This window comes from Micromonospora sp. NPDC049004 (assembly GCF_040649315.1).
Lineage (GTDB): Bacteria > Actinomycetota > Actinomycetes > Mycobacteriales > Micromonosporaceae > Micromonospora.
The window spans coordinates 126,098-139,830 of record NZ_JBEZFG010000010.1 but is presented as its reverse complement, the minus strand read 5'-3'; the positions used below and the strand labels follow the sequence as shown (position 1 = coordinate 139,830).

Below are 13,733 nucleotides of genomic sequence, written 5' to 3'. Positions count from 1 at the left end.
CGGTGGCTGCGAACGCCACTGGCGTTCCTACGGTGAGCCGATCCTCCCGGCAACGACCTGGTCGTCGCCGATCCCGGACCGGAAAGGCTCTCCATGACCCCACCGATCGACACGCGACGCTCCGGCGCAGCACCACGCCTGCGGCGTCTGCTCAGCGTGGTCCTGGCGGTCGTGCTCGCCAGCACACTCCCCGCCCTCGTCCGTTCCGCGCCGGCCTCCGCCGCGGCGGGCAACCTGATCCTCAACGGCAGCTTCGACAACGGCAGCACCGACCCCTGGTGGACCCGCCTCGCCTCCACCAGCACCACTGTCAACGCCGGCCAGCTGCGCATCCGCACCAGCGGGCCGGCCACCAAGCCCACCTGGGACGACCTGGTCGGTCACTTTGAGTTCGGGGTGACGGCGGGGCAGCCGTACCGGTTGCAGTTCGACGCCAACGCCGACGTCGGCCGCACCCTGCGCGTCTCGGTCTCCCGGGTGGACACGCCCTTCACCTCCGCCGTCGACCAGACCGTCGCGCTGACCTCCACGATGCGCCGCTTCACGTTCGACTTCACGTCGCCGTTCGGTGATCCCAAGGCGGTGCTCCTGTTCCACCTGGGCGCTCAGGCGGCCTCCACCGTGCGGCTGGACAACATCTCGCTCACGCCGCTGGCCATCGACCCGAGCACCGATCCGATCCTGTACTGGAACGGTGTCCTGCTGGACACCTACCGGGCGTTGGACCTGCCACCCACCGCATCGTCCCGGCAGGCGGCCATCCTGCACGCGGCGATGCACGACGCCGCGGTCTCGGTCACCGGCGTCGGCAACCCCTACCGGGTGCGGGTGCCGGTCAGCTATCCGGGCACCATGGACAACGTCGTGGCGCCGTCCCTGCACGCGGCCATCGACAGGGCTGCGGTGGACGTGCTGACCGCGCTGTACCCGACGCGACGCACGTCCTTCGAGACCGCCCACGGCATCGCCGTCACCCGGCGACCGTCCGGTGTGAACGCCGCCGAGGCCGCGCGGGGCGACACCGTCGGCGCCGCGGCCGCCGCCGCCAACCTCCAGGCCCGCGCCAACGACGGCGCCGACGTCACCACCGCGTACCGGTTGGACGGGGTGGACGGGTCGTGGCGACCGACCGACGGTAAGCCGGCCGTCAGCCCGAACTGGGGGCACGTCACCCCGTTCGCGCTGACCTCCGGCGACCAGTTCCGGCCCGGCCCGCCGGCCGGCGCGACCGACTACGCGGACCTGCTGGGCAGGCAGGAGTACCGCGACCAGGTCCAGGAGGTCCGCGACCTCGGTGGCCGGACGTCGGCACTGCGCACCGCCGACCAGACGCAGATCGCGTTCTTCTGGGCCAACGACCTGGCGGGCACCTACAAGCCGCCGGGCCAGCTCTTCGCCCACACCCGGATCGTCGCGGAACAGCGGAAACTCGGCATCCTGGCCAACGCCCGCCTGTTCGGGCTCGTCGCCCTGGCCCTCGCCGACGCCGCCATCGCCGCCTGGGACGCCAAGTACCTGACCGACATCGACCTGTGGCGACCGGAGAGCGCCATCGGCAACGGCTGGCAACCGCTGTCGCAGGACCGCGACGGTGTCTCGTTCTCGCCGTCCTTCCCGGCGTACATCTCCGGTCACGCCACCTTCGCCGGGGCGTGGGCGGCGGTGCTGAAGGGCTTCTTCGGCACCAACGCCATCGCCTTCGACGCCACCACCGACGACCCGCACGCCACCGGAGTCGTCCGCCGGATGAGCGGCTTCGACGAGGCCGCCCGGGAGAACGCGCTCAGTCGGATCTACCTGGGCGTGCACTACCCCTTCGACGCGGACGCGGGGATCGCCACCGGCACCTCCGTGGGCGCGTACGTCTACGCGAACCGGCTGCGACCGTGAGTCGTCCGCCGGTGTGACGGGGGGCTCCCCGCCCGGTCTGTCGACCGGGCGGGGAGCGGCGGTCGATCAGGGTGTCGGGAGGCAGCGCCAGTGGCTGAAATCGCCGGTACGCGACCAGACGTCCCACGCGGCGGCGATGTTCCAGCCCGGATCCAGGGCCGTCCGACGGTCGACGCCGCGCCGCGACAGCTCCATGTCGCTGAACTGGAACAGACCCCAGCGCCGCGACCCGTCGGCGGTCACCTCCACCCGCAGCGGGTCCAACCCGGACAGGCACCGCGCCAGCCGCACCGCCTCGGCCGCGTCCGGGGCGAAGGTCTTCCGCAGGTGGGTGCTGACGCGGTTCTCCGGCCAGGGGACCGGCAGCACCGGATCACCCGACAGGGCGTCCAGGAGCGGCTGGTCCACAGTGCCGCTGACCGACAGACCGGCCAACGCCTGGAAGGCGATCACCCGGCTGGTGGTGTCCGGGCCGAACCAGCCGTCCACGGGTACGCGCAGCCCGACGGCGACCAGGCGTTCCTGTAGATCCAGCACGCAGGGGCCGTACATGCCCTGGCGGAGGACGATCGGACAGACGGCGGCCGACGGGGTGGTGGTGCCCTCGCCGCGCGGCAGCAGCGCCCCGACGGTCAGCGCGCCCACCAGGGCCAGCGCTCCCATCCGCAGCCGCCGACGTGCCGGTCCGGTGGCCCGACGCGGGTCACCAGGTGTCCGCTGAGGGCTGTCAGCGTCGGGAGACGTCGGGTCGGGTGGCGTCGACTCCTCCTCCCGGCGCATGGGCTCGCTGAGCCGGGCCTCGATGTCGCGGCGCAGGCCGACCCACCGCTCGACGTCCGCCGCCGGAGTGCCGCAGGCAGCGAGCAACGCCACGACGGTCCGCTCGCGGGGCAGAGTGTTCCGCCCGAGCATCGTGGCGAGGGTGCTCGGAGGAAGCCAGTGCCCGGCCGCCGAGGCCCGGCGCGAGATCTCCCGGTACGTCAGGCCGGAGCGTCGCCGCACGTCCCGAAGCGCCACCACGTACTCCCCCGCCGTGGCCACCTGCGGCACCGGATCCCGGGCAGCGTCAATCATCGGATCTCCCCGCGTCGTTGATGTGGTCGGACCCGGACCGGTGCCGGTCGGGGCCGTCGGTCCGTACGCCGGTCAGCGGCGCGGCCGTCGGGGAAAACGCTAGACAGCCGGGTCGTCCGAGACAATGCCCTGGTCGGGGCGCGGCGGTGTCCGACCAGCTCAGGGCCTTCTGTCCGGGTCTTGTCCGACCATCTCGGACAGACGCCGCACGGCGCCTTGCCCCGGGGCGCGTGGGGTCAGGAGAATCAGGCGATGACCATGGGGGACCTCCGACCGGACGAGGCGGCCGACCCGGCCGAGTTCGTCGATCTGCTGCGCCGCCTCAAGGACCGGTCCCGGCTGACGTTCCGGCAACTGGAACAGCACGCGGCCACGGCCGGCGACGTGCTGGCCCGCAGCACCGCCGCCGACGTCCTGCGCCGGTCCACGCTGCCGCGACCCGAGGTGCTGGCGGCGTTCGTGCGTGCGTGCGGCGCTGGCGACCAGGTGGACGAGTGGCTGCGGGCACGGGACCGCCTGGCGGCCGGCGCGTTCACGTCGCCCGCTGCGCTGGCTACCGGGGCGACGCCGTCGCTCGAAGACCCGGGCGACGTGTTGACCGGCGGCCCCGACGGGGCGCGGTCGTGGTTCACGCGACCCGCGCCGCTGGCGGCGCTCGCCGCCGTCGCCGTGCTTGCCGCGTTCGGCGCCTGGTTGCTGTGGCCCGACGACGACGAACAACGGACGGCGGAGAAGCCGGCCGCCACCTCGTCGGCCACGCCGGGCGGCAGCGCCTCGGTCGCCGGTAACGGCACGCCGCCGGCCAGCGGCCGGAGCCGGATCCGTCCCGCCTCCGCCCCGCAGCTCTGCATCAGCGAGGGGCGCGACCGCAGCGGCGCCTACGACCACGCGGTCGCGGTCCAGCGCCCCTGCGCCGGGGCCACCCCGCCGGAGACCTACCTGGTGCCGGTCGCCGACGACCTCTACTACGTCAAGTGGGACCATCCGGTGAACGGGTTGGGCTGCCTCACCGTCCGGCGCGACGATCCCGGCCGCAACCTCATCGAGCCCTATGACAAGTGCAGCTCCGACAACGGTGCGCAGCTGTTCCGCTTCGAACCGACCGGGACGGCACCGGACGCGTACCGTCTCCGCCCATCGGACAGCGACCTGTGCGTGGGCATCCGGGACGACGCCAGCGAGGTGCCGGCCGAGGCGGTGGCCGAGCCGTGCACCGGCCAACCCGACCAGGTGTTCCTCGTCGATCGGGTGCCGGAAGGCTGACGCCCCGCACGGCCCACGCCGCCCGCACGGTGGCCGTTCGTCGTCAGTGAGTGGGCACCGTGGCCCAGCCGGCCGGCAACCGGGGCACCAACCAGGCCGGATCGGGTTGCCATCGTGCCCACGCCGGATCCCACCAACGCTCACCCGCGTCGAGCAGGGCGGCGATCCGGTCGCCCTCGCCGCGGATCGCGTCCGCCATGCCCGGGTAGCGCCCCTCGACGAGACGCTGCGCGAAGATCTCGACGTCCTTCCAGACGTACCGGTCGTCGTCCGCGCCCCACCACAGGTCCAGCTCGTGGTCGAGAGTGTCCACCCCGATCGGGGTACGCCGCAGCGGATCCTGCAGGTTGAAGTACCAGCCGGCGAAGTCGCGCTGCGGGCCCGTCCAGAACACGTCGACCGAGTGCGCCTCGCCCGGCCGGTGCAGCATCAGCTTGCCGTGCCCCGACCAGGAGCGGTGCCCGGCCGTCTCCCACGGGTGCCGGCCGCAGGGGAAGACGCCGTCGGTCGGGAAGCCGAACTCCGCCCCCGACGGCAGGTAGAGGGCGAGCAGGTCGGGCGAGTCCTCGACGCAGATCGTCGGGCAGCCGAACCAGACCTCGCCCCGCAGGATCTCCCGCCGGACGACCACGTCACCCGGCGCGAATCGGCGTTCCACCATCACCTTGCGAACCTCCTCGTTCGCCCCGACGTCCACGACATCGAGTCGATCGCACGTGCGGGGGCGCTGAGACACGTCAGGTCGCCGACGTGGGGGCAACCGCTCGCGCGGACACCCCCACCTCGGCGACCTGGTGTGGATCACGCCGGGAACGCCGGACGGGCCGGACGAGCCGGACCTCAGGCGTCGACGGCCGCCATCACGTCGTCGCTGACGTCGAAGTTCGCGTAGACGTTCTGCACGTCGTCGCAGTCCTCCAGGACGTCGATCAGCTTGAAGATCTTGCGAGCGCCCTCTTCGTCCAGCGGGACGTTCATGCTGGGGATCAGGGAGGACTCCGCCGACTCGTACTCGATGCCGGCGTCCTGCAACGCCGTCCGTACCGGGATCAGATCGGTCGGCTCGGAGACCACCTCGAACGCCTCACCGAGGTCGTTGACCTCCTCGGCGCCGGCGTCGAGGACGGCCATCATCACGTCGTCCTCGCTGGTGCCCTCCTTGGGCACGATCACCACGCCCTTGCGGGAGAACATGTACGACACCGAGCCGGCGTCGGCGAGCGAGCCGCCGTTGCGGGTCAGCGCGGTGCGCACCTCGGTGGCCGCCCGGTTGCGGTTGTCGGTGAGGCACTCGATGAGCATGGCCACGCCGTTCGGGCCGTACCCCTCGTACATGATCGTCTGCCAGTCGGCGCCGCCGGCTTCCAGGCCGGAGCCGCGCTTGACGGCGCGGTCGATGTTGTCGTTCGGCACCGAGCTCTTCTTCGCCTTCTGGATCGCGTCGAAGAGCGTCGGGTTACCGGAGGGGTCGCCACCGCCGGTGCGCGCGGCCACCTCGACGTTCTTGATCAGCTTGGCGAACATCTTGCCGCGCTTGGCGTCGATGACGGCCTTCTTGTGCTTGGTCGTCGCCCACTTTGAGTGGCCGGACATCTTCTACCTCCGTCTGTCATTGCACGCCTGCGTCGACTGCCGCACCGACTCCGCGCCGCATTCGGCGATCCGGCGGCCGGTCGGCCCCGCGGGAAGTGCCGCGCCGGGCGACGGCCCTGCCGAACCGCGGCAATCTTACCGAGGTCACACCCCGCCATGTCACACCCGGGACCTGCCCGGAGTGCCGGCACGGCGTCGAGCCCGTCCAGGACCAACGACCGGGGGCCGGGATCCATGCCCGTGCGCCCGCGCCGGCCGGCCGCTCAGGCGGCCCGCACCAGCTCGACGAAGTACGCGTGTATGCGCAGGTCACCCGTCAGCTCAGGGTGGAACGAGGTGGCCAGCAGGTTGCCCTGCCGCACCGCCACGATCCGCTCGGCGGCCGGGCCGCCGGTGACCTTGCCGATCACCTGGACGGCCGCGCCGACCCGCTCGACCCACGGCGCGCGGATGAACACCGCGTGGAACGGCTCCCCCGGCACACCGTCGACCTCCACCGGCGCCTCGAACGAGTCGACCTGCCTGCCGAACGCGTTACGCCGTACCGTCATGTCGATGCCCGCGAAACCGCGCTGGTCGGCGCGGCCGTCCAGCACCTCGGCGGCCAGCATGATCATGCCGGCGCAGGAGCCGTAGACGGGCATGCCCCCGGCGATCCGCTTGTCGATCGGCTCGCGCATCTCGAAGATGTCGGCGAGCTTGCTGATGGTGGTGGACTCACCGCCGGGGATCACCAGCCCGTCGACCGCGTCCAACTCGCCCGGACGCCGGACCGGGCGGGCGTCCGCGCCCGCCGCGGCCAGCGCCGCGACGTGCTCACGGACGTCACCCTGCAGCGCGAGCACGCCGATCACGGGTGCCGTCATACCGTTCCTCCCCGCATCACGCCGCCCGGATGGGACGCCGACCGTCACCAGCCGCGCTCGGCCAGGCGGTGCGGCTGCGGGATCTCGTCGACGTTGATGCCGACCATCGCCTCGCCCAGACCGCGGGAGACCTTCGCCAGCACGTCCGGGTCGTCGTGGAAGGTGGTGGCCTTGACGATCGCGGCGGCCCGCTGGGCCGGGTTGCCGGCCTTGAAGATGCCGGAGCCGACGAACACGCCCTCCGCGCCGAGCTGCATCATCATCGCCGCGTCGGCCGGCGTGGCGATCCCGCCGGCGGTGAACAGCACCACCGGCAGCTTGCCGCTCTCGGCGACCTCCTTGACCAGCTCGTACGGGGCCTGCAGCTCCTTGGCCGCGACATACAGCTCGTCGGCCGGCAGCGAGGACAGCCGGGCGATCTCCTGGCGGATCTTCCGCATGTGGGTGGTGGCGTTGGAGACGTCACCGGTGCCGGCCTCACCCTTGGAGCGGATCATGGCCGCGCCCTCGGTGATCCGCCGCAGCGCCTCGCCCAGGTTGGTCGCCCCGCACACGAACGGAACCGTGAAGGCCCACTTGTCGATGTGGTTCGCGTAGTCGGCCGGGGTCAGCACCTCGGACTCGTCGACGTAGTCGACGCCGAGCGACTGGAGGATCCGCGCCTCGACGAAGTGACCGATGCGGGCCTTGGCCATCACCGGGATGGACACCGCCTCGATGATCCCGTCGATCATGTCGGGGTCGCTCATCCGGGAGACCCCGCCCTGTGCGCGGATGTCGGCGGGGACCCGCTCCAGGGCCATCACGGCGACCGCGCCGGCGTCCTCGGCGATCTTGGCCTGCTCGGCGTTGACGACGTCCATGATCACGCCGCCCTTGAGCATCTCGGCCATGCCCCGCTTCACGCGGGCCGTGCCGACGACGGGGGCGGTGCCGGTGGTCGAGGCGGTGTTTTCGGGCACGGGTCAACGCTCCTTGGACGTGCGGTGGGGGTGGCAGCGAAAATGCTACGCACTGGTCAACGCCGCGCCGACAGCCAATCAGACCCCCGGTGGCCTGCACTGTGGCCCTGCTCACCGCCGCGCCGGGCCGCCGCCCCGATCAGCCCGCGCCCGCCCGGATCAGCCGGCGGGAACGTCCGCCGGCACCACGAGCGTCGGGTCGTCGATGTCGAAGTAGCGCGGCCACTGGTGGCCCCGCCCCATCCGCAACAACCGCACCAGCGGACGACTGCGCGCCGAGCGGGCGTCGCGAACCAGGTCGGTGTGCACCTGCCGGGACAACGCCAAACGGCGGCTCGCCGCGATGACCGCCGTGCAGTCCGGATCGGCCGGATCCAGCCGCACCGCGCGCAACTGCCGGGTCAGGTCGTTCTCGGCCGCCTCCCGCTCCTGCGGCGGAGCGTCCAGCGCGACCCGGGCCGCCGCGTACAACTCGACGCCGAAACGCCGCTCCGCCAACACCGCGGCGGCCGCCGCCCGGCGCAGCAGGTGGGCGTCGAGGGCCCGCGCCGCCAGCTCCGCGCGGCCCTGCAGCCGCTCGACCCGGCCGGCGGTCCAGATGAGGTACGCCGCAAGCACCCCCACGAGCACGCTCGCGGCCACCACCCACCACATGTGCGGCATCGTAGTGCTGCTCCGTTTCTCCTCCGTTGCGCGCGCCCGCGCCGGTCACCGGCGTCACCAGCCGCACCATCCGTCACACGGCTCAGCCCAGCCCCACCCATTCCTGGTCGATGACCCGTCCGTCCGTCGCCTCGATCGCCGCTGCGTATACCTCAAGAACACGCCGGGCAACCACCGGCCAGTCGAAATTCGCCACTACCTGATCGCCGCAGGCGCTCAGCGTGGCCCGCCCGGCCGGCTCGTCGAGCAGCTCGGACAGGGCCTCGCGCAACCCCACCGCGTCTCCGGTCGGAAACAGCCGTCCCGCCCGCCCACCGTCGAGCACCCGGCGGAACGCGTCCAGGTCACTCGCCACCACAGTGGTGCCGGCGGCCAGCGCCTCGGTGAGGATCATCCCGAACGACTCGCCGCCGGTGTTCGGCGCCACGTACAGGTGCACGCTGCGCAGCATCCGGGCCTTGTCCGCCTCGGAGACCAGCCCGAGGAACGTCACCTGCTCCCGCAGCGCGGCCGGGAACTGGTCGTACAGGTCGTCGGGGTCACCCGGGCCGGCGACCAGCAGCCGCAACCCCGGGCGGGTCGCCGCCAGCGCCACGAAAGCGTCGCGCAGCACCGGGAAGCCCTTGCGCGCCTCCGTGAACCGCCCCAGGAAACCCACCGTGCCGCCGGTGCCCGGCCCGCACTCCCCCGGCCAGCCCGGCAGCGGCTCGGCGTCGGCGAACTTCGCCACCGCCACCCCGTTGGGGATCTCCACCGCGCCGCCGTCCATGTGCTCGACCTGCACCTTGCGGGCCAGCGCGCTCACCGCGATCCGGGCGGTGATCCGCTCCAACACGATCTGCAGCACGCCCTGCGCGGCGGCCAGCACCCGCGAACGGGTCATCGCCGTGTGGAACGTGGCCACCACCGGGCCGCGCGCGGAGAGCACCGCCAGCAGCGACAGGCTCAACGTCAGCGGCTCGTGCACGTGCAGCACGTCGAAGTCACCGTTGGTGAGCCAGCGCCGGACCCGGGCCGTGGAGACCGGACCGAACGCGATCCGCGCCACCGACCCGTTGTACGGCAGCGGCACCGCCCGGCCGGCGGACACCACGTACGCCGGCAGCGGCGAATCCTCATCCGCCGGAGCGAGCACGCTCACCTCGTGACCGAGCACGATCAGCGCCTCGGCGAGATCCATGACGTGGTTCTGCACCCCGCCGGGGACGTCGAACGAGTACGGGCACACGATGCCGATCCGCATGCGTCAGCCCACCCTCTCAGCCCTGGCCGGGGGCCGAGGAGGGCAGCGCCGTGCCCTCCCCCGCCCTCGTCTGGTCCAGCCACATCCGCTGCAACATGTGCCAGTCTTGCGGATGGCGGGCGATGCCCGCCGCCAGACCGTCGGCGATCAGCTGGGTCAGCGACCGGACCCGCTGGTCCAGTGGCCCCGCCTCGGGGCCGGGCACCGGCAGCGGGCCGGCGAGCGAGGCGCACGCCGCGTCCTGCTCGTACCACATCGAGGCCACGTACAGCGGCGCTCCGGTGTGCAGCGCGAGCAGCGCCGGCCCGGCGGGCATGCGGGTCTTCCCACCGAAGAAGTCCACCTCGACCCCCCGGGCGGAGAGGTCCCGGTCGGCCAGCAGCGGCACCACCGCGCCGGCGCGGAGGCGGTCCAGCAGCACGTCGAACGCCGGACGCGGCCCACCGTGGGTGGGCAGGATCTCCATGCCCAGCTCAGCCCGGAAGGCCATGAAACGCCGGTACACGCTCTCCGGTTTGAGCCGCTCCATGACGGTGCTGATCGGCCAGCCGGTGGCCGCGACCCAGGCGCCCGCCGCGTCCCAGTTGCCGGCGTGCGGCAGCGCCACCACTGCGCCCCGGCCGGCGGCCACGTCGGCCGCCAACAGCTCGGCGCCGTCGAGGCGGAACCCGGACAGGATCTGCGCCCTGCTCAACGCGGGCAGCCGGAACGCCTCCATCCAGTAGCGGGCGTACGAGCGCAGCCCGCGCTTGACGAGATCGTCCAGCTCGGCCTCGGGCAGCTCCGGGCCGACCACCCGGCGCAGGTTCGCGCGCAGTCGGGCCGTACCCCCGCCGCCGCTGCGATGGGCGCGGTCCGCGCCCGCCTGGAACGCCGCCGCCACCACCGGCCGGGGAAGCGCGCGGACCAGCCGCCAGCCGGCGACGTAGCCCAGCTCGGTGAGGTTCACGCGGCTCGGCCGCCGGTCGTCCGACGCCGGGTCGCCGACGTGCCGGCCGCGCTCACGCCTGGCCGTCCGGCTGGAGCTGCTGGGCCTGGCGGTAGACGTGCGCCATCCGCTGCCCCACCGTGAAGATCGAGATGGCGGCGAGCAGCCAGAGCGCTATCTCCAGCGCCGGCTTCACGCCGACGCCGGTGAGGATGCCGCCGACCCCGACGATCAGCAGCCGCTCGGTGCGCTCGGCGATGCCCACGTTGCAGGTCATGCCCAGCCCTTCGGCGCGCGCCTTCACGTAGGAGACGAGCCCACCGGCGGCCAGGCACAGCAGGGCGGCGGCCACCCCGGAGTGGTCGCCCCGGGTGGCCAGCCAGTACGCGACCGCGCCGAAGACGGCACTGTCGGCGACCCGGTCCATGCTTGAGTCGAGGAACGCGCCGAAGCGGGTGGAGCCGCCGCTCATCCGGGCCATCGTCCCGTCGAGCAGGTCGGTGAGCGCGAACACGGTCACGATCAACGCGCCCGCGACCAGGTGGCCGCGGGCACCGAAGCCGAGCGCGCCGATGAGCACACCAACGGTGCCCGCGACGGTGACGGCATTGGGAGTGACGCCCGCGCGCAGGAGGGCACGTGCGATCGGCTCGACGACGCGGGTCATCCCCGCGCGGGCCGACACTTGGAAGATCTTCGCCATGGCGGTCCCCACGATAACGGTCCGCCCAGGTCCGGCGATACGGCCGGTCCCTCCGACCCGCCCGGGGCAGGCTTGTGCCTGTCCGGCAACGGGTGTGAGATCGAGCCAAAGGGTGAGCCAGCTCACCCGCCCGCCCGTTGAGTTCCCGCTGTGCAGCAGACCACCGGAGGATATCGCCGCGCACTCGCCCCGGGCCGCTACCCGTCGCGCGGCGGTCGCCACCCACCACCGGCTGAGGGAGGTGCGCCCCATGGCGCAGAAAAATCAGGAAAAGGGGGCCACCGGCGGCACGCCGGTGGTGACCGACCCCGCGCGGGTTCGCAACGTGGTGCTCGTCGGGCACTCCGGATCGGGCAAGACCACGCTCGTCGAGGCGCTGCTCGCCGCTACCGGCACCATCGGTCGGGCCGGCAGCGTCGTCGACGGCACGACCGTGGGCGACCACGACCCCGCCGCCGTACGCCAGCAGCGCTCGGTGAGCCTGTCCTGCGCACCGCTGCTGCACGACGGCATCAAGGTCAATCTGCTGGACACGCCCGGGTACGCCGACTTCGTCGGCGAGCTGCGGGCCGGCCTGCGGGCCGCCGACGCCGCGCTGTTCGTCGTCTCCGCGGCCGGTGGGATGGACGCCGCAACCGTGGCGCTGTGGGAGGAGTGCGCGGCGGTCGACATGCCGCGCGCCGTCGCGGTGGCCCGACTGGACCAGCCCCGCGCCGACTTCGACGAGGCGGTGGCGCTCTGCCAGCGGGTCTTCGGCGACAACGTGATGCCCCTGTACCTGCCGATGCTCGGCGACGACGGTGTCTCCACCGAGGGCCTGCTCGGGCTGATCACCCGACGGGTCTTCGACTACTCCGCCGGGCTGCCCGCCGACGTACGCGACCCGGACCCGGAGCACCAGCGGGCCATCGACGAGTCCCGCAACGAGCTGATCGAGGGGATCATCGCCGAGAGCGAGGACGAAACCCTCATGGACCGCTACCTCGACGGCGAGGAGATCAGCACCGAGGTGCTCATCGAGGACCTGGAGAAGGCCGTCGCCCGGGGCCACTTCTACCCGGTGGTGCCGGTCTGCGCCGAGACCGGCGTCGGTCTGGACACCCTGCTGGAGGTGCTGACCGCGGCGTTCCCGTCGCCGCTGGAGCATGAGCTGCCGGCGGTCACCGGCGTGGACGGCTCGCCCCGCCCGCCGCTGACCTGCGACCCGGACGGCCCGCTGGTCGCCGAGGTCGTCAAGACCACAGTCGACCGCCACGTCGGTCGGGTCTCGCTGGTCCGGGTCTTCTCCGGCACGCTGCGCCCCGAGCAGACCGTGCACATCTGCGGGCACGGCATGGCCGAGCGCGGGCACCCCGACCACGACGCCGACGAGCGGGTCGGGCACATCTACACCCCGCTGGGCGCGACCCTGCGCGAGGTGCCGCACTGCGTGGCCGGCGACATCTGCGCGATCACCAAGTCGGGCAGCGCGGAGACCGGCGACACCGTCTCGGCAAAGGACGACCCGCTGCTGATCGCGCCGTGGGAGATGCCGGAGCCGCTGCTGCCGGTGGCGATCGTCGCCCGCAGCCGCGCCGACGAGGACGCGCTGGCCCGCAACCTCGCCCGGCTGGTCGCCGGCGACCCCACCCTGCGGCTGGAGCGCAACCCGGAGACCCACCAGCTGGTGCTCTGGTGCATGGGCGAGGCGCACGCCGACGTCGTGTTGGACCGGCTGCGCGCCGGAGGCGTCGAGCTGGACACCGAACCCGTCAAGGTGTCGCTGCGCGAGACGCTGACCGCGCCGGCACGGGGGCACGGCCGGCACGTCAAGCAGTCCGGCGGCCACGGCCAGTACGCCGTCTGCGACATCGAGGTGGAGCCGCTGCCCCGCGGCGCCGGCTTCGAGTTCGTCGACCGGATCGTCGGCGGCGCGGTGCCGCACAACTACATCCCGTCCGTCGAGAAGGGCGTCCGCGCCCAACTGGAACGCGGACTGGTCGCCGGTCACCCGGTGGTGGACCTGCGGGTCACCCTCGTCGACGGCAAGGCGCACAGCGTCGACTCCTCCGACGCGGCCTTCCAGACCGCCGGCGCGCTCGCGCTGCGCGACGCCGCCGAGCGGGCCCAGCCGACGCTGCTGGAACCGATCGACGAGGTCACCATCCGGGTGCCCGACGGCTCGGTGGGCGCGGTTATGGGCGACCTGTCCAGCCGGCGCGGCCGGGTGCTCGGCACCGAACCCGACGAGGACGCCGAGGGCCGTACCCTCGTGCGCGCCGAGGTCCCGGCCACCGAACTGCTCCGCTACGCCGTCGAGCTGCGCTCGATGACCGCCGGCACGGGCACCTTCCGCCGTCACTTCGTCCGCCACGACCCGATGCCCACCCACCTGGCCGACCAGGCACGCAAGGAACACACCCCGTAACCCCGCCTGCTACGCAGGGACGGGGAGGAACCGCCGATGCGGTTCCTCCCCGTCGTGTCCTGTCGAGCTGCCCCACATTCGGGGCACCGCTGCCGGAGCGGACCGTTCCCAGCCGGCCGGCTCCAGCCACTCGCAGGACCC

The 13,733-nt window shown here is 72.8% G+C and carries 12 protein-coding genes; 3 read left to right on the top strand and 9 right to left on the bottom strand.

Annotation, left to right across the window (positions count from 1 at the left end; translation table 11 throughout):
• Positions 1–93 precede the first annotated feature (93 nt).
• Positions 94–1,890 (top strand): carbohydrate binding domain-containing protein, encoded by a 1,797-nt coding sequence (locus tag AB0B97_RS27085; protein ID WP_357497545.1) that lies wholly within the window; start codon positions 94–96, stop codon positions 1,888–1,890.
• Between the two features lie 66 nt (positions 1,891–1,956).
• On the opposite strand, the gene AB0B97_RS27080 is transcribed toward AB0B97_RS27085, so the two are convergent.
• Positions 1,957–2,964, bottom strand: a complete 1,008-nt coding sequence (locus tag AB0B97_RS27080; protein WP_357497543.1) for a peptidoglycan-binding protein — start codon at positions 2,962–2,964, stop codon at positions 1,957–1,959.
• Positions 2,965–3,216: 252 nt separating this feature from the next.
• Between AB0B97_RS27080 and AB0B97_RS27075 the strand changes: the two genes are divergently transcribed.
• Positions 3,217–4,227, top strand: coding sequence for a helix-turn-helix domain-containing protein (locus tag AB0B97_RS27075; protein WP_357497541.1), 1,011 nt, complete (start codon positions 3,217–3,219; stop codon positions 4,225–4,227).
• Between the two features lie 43 nt (positions 4,228–4,270).
• Here the strand turns inward: AB0B97_RS27075 and AB0B97_RS27070 are convergent, their stop codons facing one another.
• From AB0B97_RS27070 to pgsA, 8 genes are all read right to left on the bottom strand, one after another.
• On the bottom strand, positions 4,271–4,924 hold the full coding sequence (locus tag AB0B97_RS27070) for a DUF402 domain-containing protein (RefSeq protein ID WP_357497539.1): 654 nt from the start codon (positions 4,922–4,924) through the stop codon (positions 4,271–4,273).
• Between the two features lie 143 nt (positions 4,925–5,067).
• Complete coding sequence (locus tag AB0B97_RS27065) at positions 5,068–5,820, bottom strand: YebC/PmpR family DNA-binding transcriptional regulator (protein WP_139587604.1); 753 nt, start codon at positions 5,818–5,820, stop codon at positions 5,068–5,070.
• 263 nt (positions 5,821–6,083) lie between these two features.
• A complete protein-coding gene (pdxT, locus tag AB0B97_RS27060; protein WP_357497537.1) occupies positions 6,084–6,686 on the bottom strand; it encodes a pyridoxal 5'-phosphate synthase glutaminase subunit PdxT in 603 nt (200 codons plus the stop codon).
• A gap of 44 nt (positions 6,687–6,730) precedes the next feature.
• Positions 6,731–7,648: a pyridoxal 5'-phosphate synthase lyase subunit PdxS gene (pdxS, locus tag AB0B97_RS27055; protein ID WP_308195357.1), complete on the bottom strand. Its 918-nt coding sequence runs from the start codon at positions 7,646–7,648 to the stop codon at positions 6,731–6,733.
• A gap of 159 nt (positions 7,649–7,807) precedes the next feature.
• Positions 7,808–8,311 carry a hypothetical protein gene (locus AB0B97_RS27050; RefSeq protein WP_357497534.1) on the bottom strand — a complete coding sequence of 168 codons (504 nt, stop codon included), beginning with the start codon at positions 8,309–8,311 and terminating at the stop codon, positions 7,808–7,810.
• A gap of 82 nt (positions 8,312–8,393) precedes the next feature.
• The gene (locus AB0B97_RS27045) at positions 8,394–9,554 is read right to left on the bottom strand and encodes a glycosyltransferase family 4 protein (RefSeq protein WP_357497532.1); all 1,161 of its coding nucleotides are present in this window, start codon (positions 9,552–9,554) and stop codon (positions 8,394–8,396) included.
• Between the two features lie 16 nt (positions 9,555–9,570).
• Positions 9,571–10,503, bottom strand: coding sequence for a phosphatidylinositol mannoside acyltransferase (locus AB0B97_RS27040; RefSeq protein ID WP_357497530.1), 933 nt, complete (start codon positions 10,501–10,503; stop codon positions 9,571–9,573).
• 52 nt (positions 10,504–10,555) lie between these two features.
• Positions 10,556–11,185: a phosphatidylinositol phosphate synthase gene (gene pgsA, locus AB0B97_RS27035; protein WP_234583580.1), complete on the bottom strand. Its 630-nt coding sequence runs from the start codon at positions 11,183–11,185 to the stop codon at positions 10,556–10,558.
• Between the two features lie 250 nt (positions 11,186–11,435).
• On the opposite strand from pgsA, the gene AB0B97_RS27030 reads away from it, so the two are divergent.
• Complete coding sequence (locus tag AB0B97_RS27030; protein WP_357497528.1) at positions 11,436–13,592, top strand: elongation factor G-like protein EF-G2; 2,157 nt, start codon at positions 11,436–11,438, stop codon at positions 13,590–13,592.
• Positions 13,593–13,733: the final 141 nt, after the last annotated feature.

What these genes read in the sequence shown, in the direction of transcription:
- AB0B97_RS27085 (WP_357497545.1), top strand. Translation starts at nt 94, where the DNA reads ATGACCCCACCGATCGACACGCGACGCTCCGGCGCAGCACCACGCCTG.
- AB0B97_RS27080 (WP_357497543.1), bottom strand. Translation starts at nt 2,964, where the DNA reads ATGATTGACGCTGCCCGGGATCCGGTGCCGCAGGTGGCCACGGCGGGG.
- AB0B97_RS27075 (WP_357497541.1), top strand. Translation starts at nt 3,217, where the DNA reads ATGACCATGGGGGACCTCCGACCGGACGAGGCGGCCGACCCGGCCGAG.
- AB0B97_RS27065 (WP_139587604.1), bottom strand. Translation starts at nt 5,820, where the DNA reads ATGTCCGGCCACTCAAAGTGGGCGACGACCAAGCACAAGAAGGCCGTC.
- pdxT (WP_357497537.1), bottom strand. Translation starts at nt 6,686, where the DNA reads ATGACGGCACCCGTGATCGGCGTGCTCGCGCTGCAGGGTGACGTCCGT.
- AB0B97_RS27050 (WP_357497534.1), bottom strand. Translation starts at nt 8,311, where the DNA reads ATGCCGCACATGTGGTGGGTGGTGGCCGCGAGCGTGCTCGTGGGGGTG.
- AB0B97_RS27045 (WP_357497532.1), bottom strand. Translation starts at nt 9,554, where the DNA reads ATGCGGATCGGCATCGTGTGCCCGTACTCGTTCGACGTCCCCGGCGGG.
- pgsA (WP_234583580.1), bottom strand. Translation starts at nt 11,185, where the DNA reads ATGGCGAAGATCTTCCAAGTGTCGGCCCGCGCGGGGATGACCCGCGTC.
- AB0B97_RS27030 (WP_357497528.1), top strand. Translation starts at nt 11,436, where the DNA reads ATGGCGCAGAAAAATCAGGAAAAGGGGGCCACCGGCGGCACGCCGGTG.